Source organism: Pedococcus sp. 5OH_020 (genome assembly GCF_027812955.1).
In the GTDB taxonomy this organism is placed as follows: domain Bacteria; phylum Actinomycetota; class Actinomycetes; order Actinomycetales; family Dermatophilaceae; genus Pedococcus.
Genome location: NZ_JAPYZV010000012.1, coordinates 29,288 through 44,849 on the forward strand (window position 1 = coordinate 29,288; position 15,562 = coordinate 44,849).

Annotated in this window: 15 protein-coding genes; 1 reads left to right on the forward strand and 14 read right to left on the reverse strand. The window is 67.8% G+C overall.

The genetic code is table 11. The annotated features are described in order from the left end of the window. Positions 1-37: 37 nt before the first annotated feature. The 7 genes from PHA84_RS18580 to PHA84_RS18610 form a co-directional block, all read right to left on the reverse strand. Entirely contained in the window at positions 38-793 is a 756-nt protein-coding gene (locus PHA84_RS18580; RefSeq protein WP_270889636.1) for an SDR family NAD(P)-dependent oxidoreductase, read from the reverse strand. Between the two features lie 26 nt (positions 794-819). After that, positions 820-1,155 (reverse strand): carboxymuconolactone decarboxylase family protein, encoded by a 336-nt coding sequence (locus PHA84_RS18585; RefSeq protein WP_270889637.1) that lies wholly within the window; start codon positions 1,153-1,155, stop codon positions 820-822. Continuing rightward, a complete protein-coding gene (locus PHA84_RS18590) occupies positions 1,155-1,991 on the reverse strand; it encodes an aspartate/glutamate racemase family protein (RefSeq protein WP_270889638.1) in 837 nt (278 codons plus the stop codon). The genes PHA84_RS18585 and PHA84_RS18590 overlap by 1 nt, the downstream gene beginning before the upstream one ends. Before the next feature lies 1 nt (position 1,992). Continuing rightward, positions 1,993-3,207 carry an acetyl-CoA C-acetyltransferase gene (locus tag PHA84_RS18595; protein ID WP_270889639.1) on the reverse strand — a complete coding sequence of 405 codons (1,215 nt, stop codon included), beginning with the start codon at positions 3,205-3,207 and terminating at the stop codon, positions 1,993-1,995. 14 nt (positions 3,208-3,221) lie between these two features. Beyond that, on the reverse strand, positions 3,222-3,965 hold the full coding sequence (locus PHA84_RS18600; protein WP_270889640.1) for an SDR family NAD(P)-dependent oxidoreductase: 744 nt from the start codon (positions 3,963-3,965) through the stop codon (positions 3,222-3,224). A gap of 137 nt (positions 3,966-4,102) precedes the next feature. Beyond that, positions 4,103-5,554: an aldehyde dehydrogenase family protein gene (locus PHA84_RS18605; RefSeq protein ID WP_270889641.1), complete on the reverse strand. Its 1,452-nt coding sequence runs from the start codon at positions 5,552-5,554 to the stop codon at positions 4,103-4,105. Between the two features lie 201 nt (positions 5,555-5,755). After that, positions 5,756-6,586 (reverse strand): HpcH/HpaI aldolase/citrate lyase family protein, encoded by an 831-nt coding sequence (locus PHA84_RS18610; protein ID WP_270889642.1) that lies wholly within the window; start codon positions 6,584-6,586, stop codon positions 5,756-5,758. Positions 6,587-6,744: 158 nt separating this feature from the next. Between PHA84_RS18610 and PHA84_RS18615 the strand changes: the two genes are divergently transcribed. Continuing rightward, positions 6,745-7,473, forward strand: a complete 729-nt coding sequence (locus PHA84_RS18615) for a FadR/GntR family transcriptional regulator (RefSeq protein ID WP_270889643.1) — start codon at positions 6,745-6,747, stop codon at positions 7,471-7,473. Between the two features lie 34 nt (positions 7,474-7,507). Here the strand turns inward: PHA84_RS18615 and PHA84_RS18620 are convergent, their stop codons facing one another. The 7 genes from PHA84_RS18620 to PHA84_RS18650 form a co-directional block, all read right to left on the reverse strand. Next, complete coding sequence (locus tag PHA84_RS18620) at positions 7,508-7,930, reverse strand: universal stress protein (RefSeq protein WP_270889644.1); 423 nt, start codon at positions 7,928-7,930, stop codon at positions 7,508-7,510. Positions 7,931-8,006: 76 nt separating this feature from the next. Beyond that, complete coding sequence (locus PHA84_RS18625) at positions 8,007-8,774, reverse strand: SDR family NAD(P)-dependent oxidoreductase (protein WP_270889645.1); 768 nt, start codon at positions 8,772-8,774, stop codon at positions 8,007-8,009. A 104-nt stretch (positions 8,775-8,878) separates the two neighbouring features. Then, positions 8,879-9,766, reverse strand: a complete 888-nt coding sequence (locus PHA84_RS18630; RefSeq protein ID WP_270889646.1) for an NAD(P)-dependent oxidoreductase — start codon at positions 9,764-9,766, stop codon at positions 8,879-8,881. Positions 9,767-9,842: 76 nt separating this feature from the next. After that, the gene (locus PHA84_RS18635) at positions 9,843-10,874 is read right to left on the reverse strand and encodes a zinc-binding dehydrogenase (RefSeq protein WP_270889647.1); all 1,032 of its coding nucleotides are present in this window, start codon (positions 10,872-10,874) and stop codon (positions 9,843-9,845) included. Positions 10,875-10,965: 91 nt separating this feature from the next. Next, a complete protein-coding gene (locus PHA84_RS18640) occupies positions 10,966-11,499 on the reverse strand; it encodes a hypothetical protein (protein ID WP_270889648.1) in 534 nt (177 codons plus the stop codon). A 99-nt stretch (positions 11,500-11,598) separates the two neighbouring features. Then, complete coding sequence (locus tag PHA84_RS18645) at positions 11,599-14,100, reverse strand: ATP-binding cassette domain-containing protein (protein WP_270889649.1); 2,502 nt, start codon at positions 14,098-14,100, stop codon at positions 11,599-11,601. An 84-nt stretch (positions 14,101-14,184) separates the two neighbouring features. Continuing rightward, positions 14,185-15,486 carry a hypothetical protein gene (locus PHA84_RS18650; protein WP_270889650.1) on the reverse strand — a complete coding sequence of 434 codons (1,302 nt, stop codon included), beginning with the start codon at positions 15,484-15,486 and terminating at the stop codon, positions 14,185-14,187. Between the last annotated feature and the right edge of the window lie 76 nt (positions 15,487-15,562).

Below are 15,562 nucleotides of genomic sequence, written 5' to 3' on the forward strand. Positions count from 1 at the left end.
GGTGGTCATGCTTGGTTGCCGCGGGCCGCGGTCGGGGTCAGGAGCTCATGGTGAGCCCACCGCCGACGCAGAGCGTCTGTCCGGTGACGTAGCTCGCCGCGTCAGAGGACAGGAACTCGATCGCGGCGGCGATCTCGGAGGGCTCCCCCGCTCGGCGCAGTGGAATGGCGCGGACCACGCTCGACAGCAGCTCCTCGCCCCCCTGGCTCTCCAGGAGCGGGGTCTGGGTCACGCCCGGGGCGACGACGTTCACGCGGATCCCGAAGCGGGCCCACTCGCGAGCCAGGGCTTTGGCCAAGGTCACGACACCGGCCTTCGCCGCGGAGTACACGGCCTCCCCCGACTGCCCCGCCACGCCGGCCTCGGAACTGGTCAGCACGATGCTGCCGCCGCTGTCCTTCATGACCCGGCCTGCCGCCGCTGACAGGTGGATCGCCGACATCAGGTTGACGTCGATGATCCGCCGCCAGTAGTCGGGCGTCTCATCGAGGAAGCGGGTGATCGCTGTCCACCCCACGGTCGACACCACGCGGTCGACGGAACCGAGCTGGGCGACGGCCTCCTGCAGCAACCGGTCGCAGGCGTCCGGGTCGGTCGCGTCCCAGCCGGCGTCGCCCGCGACGACGATGTGCTCGTGCTGGGCCGCGAGCTGGCGAGGCCCGGAAGGGTCGAGGTCGGCGGCGACGGTCCGGATGCCCCGGCTCGCGAACAGCTCCGCGACGGCGAGGCCGATTCCGGAGCCGGCGCCCACCACTAGGGCGGTCGAGGGTCGGTCGGGGTTTGCGTCTGTCATGTCAGGCTCCTGATCCTGCGCCATGCTCAGCTGAGTTCGTCATGCAGCCACGCCAGCGCCTCAACGACCGGCACGAGCCCGAGGCTGGTCCCCAGCAGCAGGATCACGACCTGCTCGATCTCTGCGATCGTCGCCCCGCTGTCCTGGGCACGGGTGCAGTGGACGCGGAAGCCACCCTCGTTCCTCGTCGCGGCAAAACCAGTCAGCAGGGTGAGCTCGCGCTGCTTGGCGTCGAGAGGTCCGTGGGCGTCGGCGGCCACACGGATACCCCGAAAGGCCGTGGCGACGTCCGGTGCCGTGGCGCGAAGCCGGTCGACGAACGAGACGAACTCGTCCTGCTTGCTCAGCGGGTAGTCGAACATCACTGCTCCTGCTCGGTCGGGTGGGTTGCGTCTGCCAGGCGGCCGAGCGCGGGAAGCCGGTAGGCCTCGGAGTACTCGCCGCCCGCGGCAGCGATGGAGGCCTCGGGAGCCCTGGCGTAGAGGCGACGCCGGCTGACGAAGGTGCCGGTCTGCCGCCGGATGCGGACGGCGGCCTCGGTCGCCGCCAGGAGCGACACGGTCCCGTCGACCAGCGGCGCCCCATCCACCTCTCGAATGCCGTGGGCGTTGAGGAAGGCGGTGAGGCGACCCCCCGCCGGGATCACTACCTCCGCGCCCTTGGCCAGCGAGGCACGCGCGGCCTCCTCGAAGGAGGCGATGGCCTTGCCGCGCTGGTCGGGGTCGGAGAAGCAGGCGTCCAGCTCGTGCGGGGTCAGGCCCATGCACTCGATACTCGCGAGCCGTTCGCGCAGGCCGTACTTCGCGACGTTCTCCTCAAAGCGACCTCCGAAGTAGGGGTTGACGCCCACGAGCGAGAAGGTGCTGCCCATCATGCAGGAGGTGAGCATCGAGGTCTCGCCGAGACCCAGCACGGGTATGTCCACCATGGAGCGCGCCTCCCGGAGGGCGGGGTCCAGGATGTTCCCGATCGCGACGGCGTCGTACCCCTCGAGCTCGGCCTCGAGGACCGAGTCGAGGATGGAGATCCAGTCGAGCGTCTCGAAGAACCGAAAACTGTCGATGCGCCCGACACGCGTGCCCCGCAGTTCGACAGTCGTGTCCGCCGACTTGATCTCGTCGAGGTAGGAGCGGAGGAAGGGAAAGTAGTTCGGCGAGTACTTCTCGCGGGACATGCTCAGGTAGAGGATGCGGGTCATCTCAGGCCACCCGCTCGAAGATGGCGGCGAGGCCCTGTCCGCCACCCATGCACATCATCTCCATGCCGTAGCGTCCCTGCCGCCGGTCCAGCTCACGCAGCAGGTTGGCCAGGATTCGACCGCCCGTGGCACCGATCGGGTGGCCCAGCGAGATCCCGGAGCCGTTCACGTTGACCCGCTCGAGGTCGGACGGGCTCAGCTCCCAGCCGCGGAAGCACCCGATCACCTGCGCCGCGAAAGCCTCGTTCAGCTCGATCAGGTCGATGTCGGCCCACGACAGTCCGGCCAGCTTCAGCGCCTTCTGCGCCGCCGGGACAGGTCCGATGCCCATCATCCGTGGCTCGACGCCCGCCAGCGACCAGGTCACGAGGCGCGCGAGTGGTCGCAGCCCCAGTGCCTCGGCCTTGGCTGGGGTCGTCACGATCGCCACGGCCGCGGCGTCGTTCTGGCCACTCGCGTTGCCGGCGGTGACCGTCGCGCTGGGACGCTGCCGCGACATCATCGGCTTCAGCCGCGCCAGGCTCTCCATCGTGGTGCCCGGGCGGGGGTGCTCGTCACGGGTGATGGTGAGGGGGTCTCCCTTGCGCTGCGGCACGGTGACGGGGATGGTCTCGTCGTCGAAGAGTCCTGCCTCGATGGCGGAGACCGCGCGGGCGTGTGAGCGCACCGCCCACTCGTCCTGCTCCTCGCGCGAGACCCCGAACTCGCTGGCGACGTTCTCGGCGGTCTCGATCATCCCGCCCTCGACCGGGAACCGGTGACCGCCGGAGTTGTGTCGGGGTCGGGCGAGGCGATCCAGCAGCTTCGGCGCCCCGCCGGAGTTCCAGCGCATGCCGGGCACGTAGTACTCGGCCTGGCTCATGCTCTCGGCCCCGCCCGCGAGGACCAGCTCTGACCCACCGGTAGCCACCTGCATACAGGCATAGAGCACGGACTGAAGACCCGAGCCGCATCGCCGGTCGATCTGCAGGCCCGGGACGGTGATGTCCAGGCCGGCGTCGAGCGCGGCGATCCGTCCGATCGCCGCGGCCTCGCCGTTCGGGTAACCCTGCCCGAAGATGACGTCGTCGACGTCCTCAGACCTGATGCCGGTGCGCTCGACCAACCCCTTGACGACCGTTGCCGCGAGCTCGGTCACCGGCACGTCCTTGAACATGCCGCCGTACCGTCCCACCGGTGTCCTGACCGGCTCGCAGATGACTGCTTCCACCATCATGTGTCTCCCGTGTCCTAGACGCTCGACTCGCCACCGTCGACCGCGATGGTCTGCCCGGTCAGGAAGTCGGGCGCGTGCAGGGCGAGGTACGTCACGATGTTGGCCAGCTCGTCGGGGGTCCCCATGCGGTAGGCGGGAATCCGACGCAGCACCTTCGCCATGGCGCTCTGGTCCTCGCGCAGCTCGGCGTTGATGTCAGTGGCGAAGTAGCCGGGGGCCACGGCGTTCATCTGGGCTCCGAAGCGCGCCCACTCGGCCCCTACCGAGCGCGTGAAGTTCACGACCGCACCCTTCGAGGCGCAGTAGGCCGAGAAGCCGGGCCTGCCGAGGAGTCCGAACACCGACGCGACGTTGACAGCGCGCCCAGAGCCCGTCTGGGCGAATCGACGGCCCGCCTCGCGGCTGCACAGGAACATGCCCCGCACGTTCGTGTCGAAGATGCGATCCCACTCGGCCTCGTCGAGGTCGACGAGGTTCACCTGACCGGTGACCCCGGCGTTGTTGACGAGGACGTCCACCCCGCCGAGCTGGGTCACCGCGACATCGAAGAGCTCGGCGACGGACTCGGCGCTGGTGACGTCGGTCTGCTTGACCAGTGCGACGCCTCCCGCGGACTCAATGAGCCGTTGCGTGACCTCCAGCGGTTCCAGCGAGCGACCGGCCAGCACGACGCTCACGCCCGCTGCCGCGATGTCGCGGGCGATCGCCTCGCCGAGTCCTCTTCCCGCACCCGTTACGACGGCCACCCGATTGGACATACTTGTAATATGTCTGACTTCTTGCTGACTGTCAAGGTCCCATGCGTGGGCCTCCTGCGCTCTCGCTCGATCTGGCCTGGCCCAGCTCGGCGCGGCCCGGCCTGGCCCAGCTCCGCCCAGGCCAGACCCAGAATTGTCTATGCGAAGGTCGGGAGCGCGTGCGACTCCTCGTCGAAGCCGAAGATGGACTTGACCTCCAGGTATTCCTCGAGCCCGAAGACGCCCATCGACCGGCCGACTCCGGACTGCTTGTACCCGCCCATGGGCGTGTACGAGTTGACGTTGGCGCCGTTGAAGGCAACCCGTCCGGCACGCAGTCCGCAGGAGAACTCGTACGCCCGCTGCCGATCCTCGCCGAAGACATAGCCACCCAGGCCGAAGATCGAGTCGTTGGCGATGTCGAGGGCCTCCTCCTCGGACTTGTACGGCATGACGACCACGACGGGGCCGAAGATCTCCTCCTTGGCCAGGGTCATCTCCCGGGTCACATCGGTGAGCACCGTCGGCTTGCAGAAGAAGCCCCGCTCGAACCCTTCCATCCGGCCGAGTCCGCCGGCGACCAGGCGCCCTCCCTCCTCGAGGCCGATCTCGATGTGCTTCTGCACGCTGTCGAACTGGGCTGCGTGGACCAAGGGGCCGTGGGTCGTCGCGGGGTCGCGGGGGTCGCCCACCCGCATCCGGGCGATCTCGTCCACCAGGAAGGGCAGCAGATCCCCGACCTGGTCCTCGTGCACGAGGAGCCGGCTCGGGGCGTGGCACGACTGGCCGGTGTTGGAGAAGGCGCGCTGGATGGTCCACCGCGCGGCCTTCTCGAGGTTTCCGTCGGTGAGCACGATGTTGGCCGACTTGCCGCCCAGCTCGAGGCACGCGCGCTTGACCGTCTGCGCGGCGGCCTCACCCACGGTGACGCCCGCGCCGGTCGACCCGGTGAAGGAGACCATGTCCACATCGGAGTGGCGAGCCAGCGCGTCGCCCACGACGCGTCCCGGGCCGATCACCAAGTTGAAGACGCCGGGCGGCGTACCCGCCTCATCCATCACCTGGGCCAGGGCAACGCCCGATGCGGGCGAGGCGTCGGAGGGCTTGAGCACCATGGTGCAACCGGCGGCGATGCCGTAGATGACCTTGATGACCGACGTCTGCAGCGGCCAGTTCCACGGCGAGATCAAGGCACACACGCCGATCGGCTCGCGGCGCACGATGGTGTCGGCCAGCTGGCGCTCGAACGCGTAGGACTCGATCAGGTCGCGCGCCACCTTCATGTGACCAGCAGGGCCGGCGACCTGGGCTTTGAACGAGACCGGGACACCCACCTCATGCGCGATCAGCTGGGCCAGGTCGGCCTCACGCCTTTCGTAGGATGCGATGATCCGGTCGATCAGCTGGACCCGCTCCTCGACCGAGGTCTGCGAGAAGGTGGTGAACGCGCGCCTCGCCGCCGCCACGGCCAGGTCGACCTCCGGCACACCGCCTCCGGAGGTCACCGTCGCCCAGGGCTCCTCACTGGTCGGGTCGATCAGGGTGCGAGTGCCCTCGCGCGCAGGCGCGACCCACTGGCCATCGATGTACAACTCTCCGAAATGCTCCACGTGAACTCCTCAAGATCATTCAAGACAATGCGCACCGCACCCGCGGTGCTCGGTTCGACCCTGCAGGTCGCCGCATCGGGCTCCTGCTGACGCGCGCAACGTGCCTGCCGCCAGAGGCACGGGGAATCGTCCGCTGACCGCTGGAGCGCGGCTCCTACTCTGTAATATGTCTGACATCTAATCGTTAGTCAATGACGAATCTCACACGCCTTCCATCCCTGCCGTCGAGGCCACGATCCTTCGAGCGCGGGCGACCACAGGGGCATCCACCATGGCTCCGTCAACCACTCGGGCGCCGTCGTCCTGCGCCCCGGCCAGCACGCGCTGCGCCCAGGCCACCTCCTGCGCGGACGGACCCATGCCGAGGTTCGTCGGCTGCACCTGCCGGGGGTGGATGCACAACCGGCCCGCGAAGCCGAGCTCGCGGGCGTGGGCCACATCGCCCTTCAGCGCCGACGGGTCCTCCAGCGCGGTCGTCACGCCGTCCACGGGGGGCGCAAGCCCGGCCACCGCGCTGGCGACGACGAGGCTCCACCGAGCGGGCGCCAGGGCGGACCTCGAAGCCGGGTCCACCCCCAGGCACGCCGCCAGGTCGACGTTGCCCAAGGCCAGTCGCGTGACGGCTCCGCTCTCGGCCAGGGTCTGGGCTTCCAAGAGTCCGCGCGGCGTTTCGATCAGGGCTACCAAGCAGCCGGCCACGTCGTCGACCACCCGACGGACGTCCTCCACCCGCTCGGCCTTGGGCAGCATGACGGCGATGCCGGTGCCACGGAGCGCTCGGAGCTCCGAGCCGATCCACGGCGTCCCGACCCCGTTGATGCGCACGAGACATCGGTCGTGCGCCTGAGCCCATTCCAGGACCGATCGGAGTGCCGTCTCCTTGGCTGCGGCTGGGACGGCATCCTCGAGATCCAGGATCACCAGGTCTGCCCCCGAAGCCTGCGCCTTGGCGAAGCGGTCCGGTCGGTCCCCGGGGACGAACAGGAAGCTCCGGGCCACCTCGACGCCCTCCCGCTGGCCGTCTGAGCTCATCGTCCCCACCGCACCGGCCGTGATTGTGGGCGAAGACGTGGGCCAGAACAAGGCGCAGTTCCACGCGTCCATGTCATCTGTAGGACAATATGGGTACATCCACGTCTGTAAGAGCCCGACGGGCACACACCGCTCGCGCCACCCGAGGAGACACCCCCATGGCTACGACCAGCACTCCGGACCACCGCTTCCAGGCGCGGGTGGTCACCCGGCCGCGAGACCAGGTGGAGTCCCAGCTTCGCGAAGCCATCCTCAACGGCCACTTCGCCCAGGGCGAGAAGCTGCCAGCAGAGACGGAGCTGGCGCAACAGTTCGGGGTCAGCCGACCCACGGTGCGCGAGGCGCTCGGCGCCCTGGTCAGCTCCGGGCTCATCCGCAAGATCCCGGGAGTGGCCGGAGGGAGCTTCGTCAAGACTGTCACGCCTGACTCGTTGAGCCAGATGCTGAGCGAGTCCATGGACACGATCGTGCGCATCGGGGCGCTCACGATCGACGAGATCACGGAGGTGCGCAGGGTCCTGGAGATCCCTGCCGCGCAGTGGGCGGCGCGCAACCGCACTCCGGAGGACATCGAGGTCATGAAGGAGGTCGTCAAGACGCAGAAGAGCACGACGATCGACGACCCTGACATCCCGTCCTACGACCTGCGCTTCCACACGGCCATCGGCCGCGCCTCGGGCAACCGGCTGCTGGAGGCGTTCATCGCCGCCGTTCACGACGCAACGCACCCCGCCCAGTTCCTTGAGGTGACCCGTGAGGTCGCCAAGAAGACCGTGCGTCAGCACATCGCGATCCTCGCGGCCATCGAAGGTGGCGACGCCGACGCGGCAGGCGAGGCGATGCGGGAGCACCTCGACTTCGTGCTCCGCTACTCGACGCCGCGATAGGCGCCTGCTCCCGGCGGCCACGTGCGTGGGCCTGTCAGACCGTCTTGACGATGTAGACGTCGCAGGGAGCGTGCGCGGCAACGCTGGAGGCCACGCTGCCGAGCAGTCTGCCCACCCCCTGCACCCTGCGGTTTCCCACCACGATGAGGGAAGCGTCCAGCCGGATGGCCTCGTCGACCAGCGCGGTCGCTGGCTTTCCGTGCAGCGGCCTGCTCGTGACGTTGGGTACAACGCTGCGCAGGTCCTGCGCCACCTCCGCCGCGATCGTCTCGGCCAGCTCGCCCGAGGTCAGCTGGCTGGCCCCCGGCCGGTCGGGAAACTCCTCGACCGTTGCCTGCTCCACCGCTGACAGGACATGGAGCTCGGCTCCCAGGCGTACGGCGAGCTCGGCGGCACGACGGGCAGCGAGGCGTGAGGAGTCGGTTCCGTCCACGCCTACCAGGATCACCGTGACCATGGGTGGCCTTTCTGTTGGCTGCGGGCTGGTGGGAAGCTGCGGCGCTGCGGGGCTGCGGCGCTGCGGCGCTGCGGGGCTAGCGTGCGACATAACCGCCGTCGACGGGCAGGGCCACCCCGACGACGAAGCTGGCGCCTGGACTGCAGAGCCACAGGACGGCGGCGGCGACCTCCTCGGCAGTGCCCATCCGACCGATCGGAGTGGCTGCCACCGCGTCCGCCTCGGTCAGGTCACCGTTGTCGAGCATGCCCTGCACCATCGGGGTGACGATGGTCCCGGGGCACACCGCGTTCACCCGCACGCCCCGCGCGGCATACTCGAGCGCCACGCTGCCGGTCAGGCCGATGACTCCGTGCTTGGAGGCGTGGTAAGCAGCCCGCCCCGGATTGCCGACGAGACCGCCCAGCGAGGAGTTGTTGACGATCGCACCCGAGCCCTGCGGGCCCATCACCCGCAGCTCGTGCTTGATGCTGGCCCATACTCCTCGCAGGTTGACGGCATTGATGCGCTCGAACTGCTCGAGCGACTCCTCGGCAGCGTCCGTGGCCGGCGCCATGATTCCGGCGTTGTTGAACGCCATGTCCAGGCGGCCGTACCTCTCCACTGCCGCGTTGACGAGGCGCGCGACCTGCCCCTCGTCACTGACGTCACACCTGACGCCGAGGACGTCATAACCCTGCTCGGTCAGCCTTGCCGTCGCGTCCTTGAGGGCTTCCTCGTTTACGTCACCGAGCACGACGCTGGCGCCGTTCTCCGCAAAGCCGGTCGCCGCGGCAAGGCCCATGCCCATGCTGGCTCCGGTCACGAGGGCCACCTGACCCTGGAAGTCGTACGTCGGGTTCATTCCATGCCTCCGGCTCGCGCCAATCGTTGTGTCTGACGTCAGAACGGGTCTGACGAACTACCTGTCGGGGCCGGTCCGGCCAAATGCTCAGGACTCGCGGCCCGTCAACGAGCGTCGGCGTACCACTCCGCCATCATCTGGCTCTGGTCCGCATCGGGACCGAAGCGCTCGAGCGCCGAGTCGACGAACTGCTGCACAAGGTGGCCGATCGGGGTGTCGTGATGCAGCTCCTCGGCCAGCTGGTTGGCCAGTCGCAGGTCCTTATCCAGCAGCTGGAGGGTGAAGTGCTGGAGCTTGTACGGCTGCTCGGGAGTGCCGCCCATGAGCATGTTGGGGTACGTGTTCTCCGTGGCGTAGTTGCGAGCGGACCCTCGGTTGATGACGTCGACAATCACCTCGCGGGGGATCCCCGCGACCTCGCCCAGCCGGATGGCCTCCATCGCGGCGAAGCGGTTGCAGCTGTTCAAGAGGTTGTTGACGAGCTTGGCCGCGTGTCCTGACCCCACGGGCCCGACGTGAATGACGTCCGCCGTGACCTCGTGCAGCAACGGGGCGACGCGCGCGAACACGTCGTCCGCCGCTCCGACCATGAGGGCGGCCGTCCCGGCCTCCGCACGACTGACGCCACCGCCGATGGGGGCATCCACGAAGTCGATCTGGCGGGTCGCCAGCTCCTTGGTGAGCGCCTGGTCCGTGGTCGGCGTGCCGGTGGTGGTGTCGATGATGACGGAGCCCGGCTGGAGCTTGTCTGCGAGACCTCCCGCACCGATGAGGAGCTCCTGGACGTCGGACGGTCGCGGCAACGAGAGGAAGACGACCCGGCACCGCGCGCCGATCTCCTCCAGCGAGGAGAAGGTGGCACCGCGCTCCACGAGGCGGGCGGCGGACGCTTCGTTACGGTCGTTGACGAGCAGCTCGTGCGTGTCCACCAGCCTGCTGGCGATCGCAGAGCCCATGGCCCCGACTCCGACGAAACCTACTGCTTCAGACATTGCGATCTCCTGATCATGTGATTGTCGTACGCGAACGGATGTGCCCTCTGGCGGCCTGGTAACCGACCGTGCCTGCCTAGGGAAAGCGCACGACGCCCTTGCCGGCGTCCTGCTTGTCGAACTGACGGTAGGCCTCCTCGATCTGGCCGAGGGACCAGACGTGGCTGAACAGGTCGTCGATCGGAAGGCCTTTGCGAGCAACGAACTGAGCGCACTCCTCTTGCCCGACCAGCGACATCGACCACGAGGTCATCACGGTCATCTGCGAGCGGTGGAACTCCATGACGTCGAAGCGCACCTCGCCACCGAGCCCGACGACGCAGAACCGCCCCCAGGGTGCGAGCGCCTTCAACCCCGCGGAGGCCGCCGCCGACGACCCCGACGACTCGAGCACGGCGCTGACTCCCTCCCCGTCGGTGAGGTCCTTGATCGCGAGGACGGGGTCGACCTCTCCCGGGTTCACCGTCTCGACAGCACCGAGGCGTCGAGCGTGCGCGAGGCGACTCTCCGCCATGTCGACCGCGATCACCCGGGCGCCCAAGGCGGTGGCGAGGATGGTGCCGGAAAGGCCGACTGGTCCCTGACCGAAGATCGCGATCGTCGCGCCGCCGAGGTCACCCAGCCGCTGCAAGCCGCCCCAAGCGGTGCCGGTGCCACAGCCGATGGCTGCGCCCGCGTCGAAGCTGAGCCGGTCGTCGAGCCCGATGAGTGTGGCCGCAGGGACCTTCAGGTATGGGGCGTGGGCGCCGTTGCCGTTCATGCCGAGCACCGTGACCGGCTGGCGGCTGCACATCTGCGTCCAGCCGCTCCGGCACGGCGCACACGCGCCGCAGCCGATGTAGTGGTGCACCATGACCCGGTCGCCGACCGACGCGGTTGTCTCGGGCACGCCCGCGCCGACGGCATGCACGACGCCGGCCGGTTCGTGGCCGGCTATGAGCTTTCCCGAGGCGTACGTGTCGTTCGGCGGGCTCCGGTAGTACTTGAGGTCACTGCCGCACATGCCTGAGGCACGAATGGCCACGACCACCTCGCCGGGGCCCGGCGTCGGGTCATCCACCTCCGCGAGTGCAACCTGGCTGTCTCCGAGAAAGACTGCCGCCCTCATGTTGTGACCTCACTTTTGTCCGCGTTCGGTTATTGACCTGTATTTGACTGTGGCAGGGTGCGTGCGTGTCCCGATGGTCGGTGACGACGTGCTAGCGACGCGCCCCGACCATCAAGGTGGAGTGCACACACGGCTGGTCGCCCGACACGCGCCAGGCGTGCTTGGTCCCCCGCTGGATGAAGGTGTCCCCGGCCTTCAGGAGTGTCTCGCCCTGCTCGAGGATCACGACGCACTCACCCGAGACAATGGTGATGATGTCGACAGTGTCGGTCTGGTGCATGCCCGGATCGGCGTCGCTCTCGACGTAGGACTCGGTTGCTCCAGCCGCTGCCATCGAGGCTTCATAGCCGCCGGACCCGTAGTTCCAGGAGCTGTCCGGCGGAAAAGTTGCCAAGACATGCGTGAAACCGTTGGGCGGCGGGGGGATCACCGCCTCGGTCCCGAGAGTGTTCTCGTCGTTGACGTGGGGAGGACACGACTCGACCTGCCAGATCTGGTTGAGGACGAAGGCGTCGGTCACGAGTCGCGTCTCCGTGTAGCCATCACTGACCACGGTGGACTTGCCGTTCTCGTCCAGCCCCGCCACGACTCGACGCACGCGGATGTCATCGTACTTTCCTGCCATGGCGCGCTCCTTTTTGGTTGGTGCGGTTCTACCGCTGACTCATGATTGCTGCGGCTGGCTGATCCACGCCAGCGGCAGCCCCGGCCGCGAGGCCGCCGGTCATGCCACCGCTCGGCGAGCCGCGATCGAGTACACGGTGACAGCCACGAGGAGGATCACGCCGTACATCACCTGCGTCCACGAGTAGGAGAGATTGATCAGCTGGGCCGCGTTGCCGATGAGAGTGAGGAAGGTGGCGCCAAGCGCAGCGCCGATGAACGTCCCTCGACCACCCGTGAGTGTCGCGCCGCCGAGGAAGCAGGCGGTGAAGGCAGGTAGCGAGAGCGAGAGCGCAACGTCATTGCTCCCGACGCCGACCTGGACGGCGAGGAAGACGCCGCCGATCGCCGCGCCCACTGCCGCGATGACGTACCCCGCCATCTTCACCCACTTCACCCGGACACCCACTCGCTCGCTGGCCTTGCTCTCGAGCCCGACGGCCCGGGTGGCCAGTCCCCCACCCGTTCGAAAGAGCCAGAAGTCCATCCCGCCTGCGACGAGCAGGGCCACGATGAACCCGTAGGGGACGTTGCCCACTCCCGCCGAAAGGGCCGCGCTGAGGTCCGACCCGATTGCGCCGGACGGCTCAGGGCGCAGCAGCACGCAGATGCCCGACACGATGCCCAACGTTCCGATCGTCGCAACAAGCGGCGTGACCCCGAACACCTGGGTGACCAAGGCATTGAACAGGCCCACCACGAGGGCGACGAGCAGGATCACCACCACGCCCAGCAACGAGGATCCGACTCCGTTGCTGGCGAGGACGAAGGATGCCAGGACGACTGACAGTGTCATCGACGCGCCGATGGAGATGTCGAGCTCACCGACGAGCAAGGCAAACTGTTGGCCGATCACCACCCAGAGCAGCGGCAGGGCAGACAGGAAGAGGTTGTTCAGGTTGAAGCCCTGGAGGAACACAGGTGACTTGCTGGTGGCGTAGGCGCCGAGCAGCAGCATCAGCACCAGGAGCACGACGACGGGAACGCGAGGGGAGGCCAGGGCGGACGCGATCCGGCGGCCGGGTCGCGAGGCCGCCTCGATGACGTCCTCGCGCTTGCCGGTCGTGCTCACGAATCGGCGAACGATCTCCGCCTCGGTGAACGTCCCGGTCAGCTCGTCGATCACGGCGCCCTCGGACATCACGTAGACGCGGTCACACAGCCCGGCCAGCTCGAAGGAGTCGGAGGAGTTGACCAGCACACCCACACCGCTGGCGGCCGTATCGGCGACGAGCCGGTAGATGTCCAAGCGCGCCTTGGCGTCGACGCCCTGGGTGGGTTCGTCGATGATCAAGAGCTCAGGGCGCTGCATCGAAGCCCGCGAGAGGACGACCTTCTGCTGGTTACCGCCCGACAGCGCGCTGATGGGTTGGTATGCCGAAGCGCTGACGATACCCAGCTCGCGGACGGCCTGGCCGAACTTCTGGATCATCCTCTTGGGGCGGATCGTCGCGAGCGGCCCGAGCTCGGTGCCCAGCTGCATGGTGCCGTTGGCGCCGATCGACATGGCCGGGAACACCGACTCGGCGACGCGGTCACCGCTCTGGAAGCTGATCCCGGCACGCAGCGCCCCCGGCGGGCCTCCCGTGACCGGCTTGCCGTTCAGCTCGACCGAGCCCGACTTGCGGTCCACCCCGATGATGGCGCGGAGGAGGTGCCGCTGCCCGTTGCCCTCGGCGCCGGCAATACCCACCACTTCGCCGGGGCCGACGTGGAGCGAGATCGGCCCGACAGTGGAGCCGCGCAGCTCCTTCACCTCGAGCAGCGGATCTCCGGTCGTCTGAGGCCGCCGATCCGGGAACTCCAGGTCGATGGGGGCACCCACCATCAGCTCGACGATCGTCTCGACGTCCCAGTCCATGCGTTCGTGCGTGCCTTGGATGACGCCGTCGCGGATGACCGTGAGCCGGTCGGCCAGGCGGCGCACCTCGTCGAGTCGGTGGCTGACGTAGACCACGGCGCAGCCCTCGCCGCGGATGTTGGAGATGAGGGTCTCCAGCTGGTCGGCCGACGCGAGATCGAGCACGGCGGTCGGCTCGTCGACCAGGAGGACGTGTGGCCGGTGGATCATGGCCCGAACGACCTCGAGCATCTGACGGCCGCCCGGCCCGAGCGCGACGAGGAGGTCCTTGGGGCTGAACGGGAGATCGAACTCCGCGAGCAGCTTCTTGATGTTTCTGGGAGCCTCCTGTCCCAGGCAGTGGAACGACATCTCGATGTTCTCCGCGACCGTGAGGTCGTGGACCAGGGAGGTGTCCTGGTAGGCCGTCATCAGGCCAAGCCGCCGGGCGTAGCGAGGATCGCTTCGGGACAAGGTCTTTGCGCCCACCTGCACGGTGCCGGAGTCCTGCGGGACAAGCCCCGCGGCAACCTTGATGAGGGTGGACTTGCCCGATCCGTTCTCGCCCACGAGCGCGTGGACCTCCCCTGGCCGGCACTCGAAGCTCACGTTGTTGACCGCCACCACTCCGGGATAGGTCTTCGTGATGCCGGTCAGCCGCAGGCCCCTGCTGCTCACGGGCGGGGAGTCCGCGCGTGCGGTCTCTTGGTACGACTCGATCATGAGGTGTCCTTCCGCGTGCCGGTCGGCCCGAGACGTCGTGCTCGGGCCGGCCGGCAGCTTCTTTTCCAGCGGCGGGGAGTCGCGTTACTGCTTGAGAGCGAGTTCCTGCTCCTCGCCGGACAGCGGCGAGCCGAGGAACGCGAAGTTGTTCTGCTTGAGGTCGAACTGAGGCACGAACGTCTCGAAGTCGCCGAAGTTCACCGGCCAGTTGATCTTGTCCGCCGACGGCCCCTTGCCATCCTTGATCGCCAGGTCAATGGACAGCTCGATGGCGCTCAGCCAGGTGTTGTTCGGTGAGACGAAGATGATCGGCTTGAAACCCTTGGTCTTCGCGTCAACGAAGGCCTTGGCCGTGCCGATGTCCGACGCACCCGTCAGGGCGAACGCCGGCATGTCCTTGTCGCCAGCATCGATGTAGGCCTGCATGAAGTTCTCGGGGAAGGTGTCGTAGGTCACCAGAGACGGCTTCTTGTTCGAGGCGCGGAGTGCAGCAGCCGCCTTCACCGTGCCTTGAGGGGTCCACTCCGTGAATCCCGTGTAGACCTTCTTCATGCCAGCCGCGTTCAGCGCCTTCTCGGCGCAGGGCTGCCAGTATGCGGCGTAGGCGTTGCCTGCGGGGCCGGTGAACTGCGCGTAGGTGAGCGACTTGCCCTCCGCCTTCAGCTTGTCGGCGATCGAGGCTGCACCGTTGGCCCACATGTCGCAGAGCGGCGCGCTGAACTGGACGCTCAGCTTGGACATCACGTCCGGCGAGAGCGTCGCGACACCGTTGGTCATCGGGATCCCGGCTGCCTTGGCCTGGGCGATGACCTGCCCAGCCTGGTTGCCCAGGGCACCGAAGTTGCTCACGATGAGGTCGGCCTTCTGACCGATCGCCGTCCTGAAGTTGGACAGGTACTGCTGCACGTTCATGTTGGTGGTCGTGTACGTGATCTTCGCGATGGCGCCGGTCTTGATGGCGTACGAGGTGGTCTCGGCCCGCGACACGCTGTAGTAGGTGTTGACCTGGTCGTCCACGATGGCGAGTGTGTACTTGCCCGTGCCCGTCTCACAGGTGTCGTGCGTGAGGCAGTTCTTGAACACCTCCTGCTGGGCCGCCGTGAGCGGGGTGTGCGCAACCATCAGTGCCGTCTGGATCTCCGGCGCCAGCTTGGCGGTGTCCACGCCAGGGTTCATCAGGCTGGTTGCGTACTGCTTCATCTTCTCGGGGTCCGGCGCGGGGTAAGCGGTCTTGGCCCACGCGGCCTTGTCGGACGCGTTGGCAGTGCCGCCGTTCGAGGCACCGGACGCACCACCACACGCTGCCGTTCCCGCGGCAAGCAGAACGCCCACAACCAGGAGCGCCAGGCGCTCGGGTCGGGCCTTTCGAACGAACGCGTTTGTCACGATGTACCTCCGGTAGGTTTTCCTATGAGATCAATGCCGTGTTGACGTTGAAGTGATGCGATCGAGCTGAGGGCCT

Bases quoted from the DNA above. Each gene is read 5' to 3' on its own strand.
- PHA84_RS18600 (WP_270889640.1), bottom strand. From the start codon at position 3,965: ATGTCCAATCGGGTGGCCGTCGTAACGGGTGCGGGAAGAGGACTCGGC.
- PHA84_RS18630 (WP_270889646.1), bottom strand. From the start codon at position 9,766: ATGTCTGAAGCAGTAGGTTTCGTCGGAGTCGGGGCCATGGGCTCTGCG.
- PHA84_RS18640 (WP_270889648.1), bottom strand. From the start codon at position 11,499: ATGGCAGGAAAGTACGATGACATCCGCGTGCGTCGAGTCGTGGCGGGG.
- PHA84_RS18645 (WP_270889649.1), bottom strand. From the start codon at position 14,100: ATGATCGAGTCGTACCAAGAGACCGCACGCGCGGACTCCCCGCCCGTG.
- PHA84_RS18615 (WP_270889643.1), top strand. From the start codon at position 6,745: ATGGCTACGACCAGCACTCCGGACCACCGCTTCCAGGCGCGGGTGGTC.
- PHA84_RS18635 (WP_270889647.1), bottom strand. From the start codon at position 10,874: ATGAGGGCGGCAGTCTTTCTCGGAGACAGCCAGGTTGCACTCGCGGAG.
- PHA84_RS18620 (WP_270889644.1), bottom strand. From the start codon at position 7,930: ATGGTCACGGTGATCCTGGTAGGCGTGGACGGAACCGACTCCTCACGC.
- PHA84_RS18590 (WP_270889638.1), bottom strand. From the start codon at position 1,991: ATGACCCGCATCCTCTACCTGAGCATGTCCCGCGAGAAGTACTCGCCG.
- PHA84_RS18610 (WP_270889642.1), bottom strand. From the start codon at position 6,586: ATGAGCTCAGACGGCCAGCGGGAGGGCGTCGAGGTGGCCCGGAGCTTC.
- PHA84_RS18585 (WP_270889637.1), bottom strand. From the start codon at position 1,155: ATGTTCGACTACCCGCTGAGCAAGCAGGACGAGTTCGTCTCGTTCGTC.
- PHA84_RS18625 (WP_270889645.1), bottom strand. From the start codon at position 8,774: ATGAACCCGACGTACGACTTCCAGGGTCAGGTGGCCCTCGTGACCGGA.
- PHA84_RS18595 (WP_270889639.1), bottom strand. From the start codon at position 3,207: ATGATGGTGGAAGCAGTCATCTGCGAGCCGGTCAGGACACCGGTGGGA.
- PHA84_RS18580 (WP_270889636.1), bottom strand. From the start codon at position 793: ATGACAGACGCAAACCCCGACCGACCCTCGACCGCCCTAGTGGTGGGC.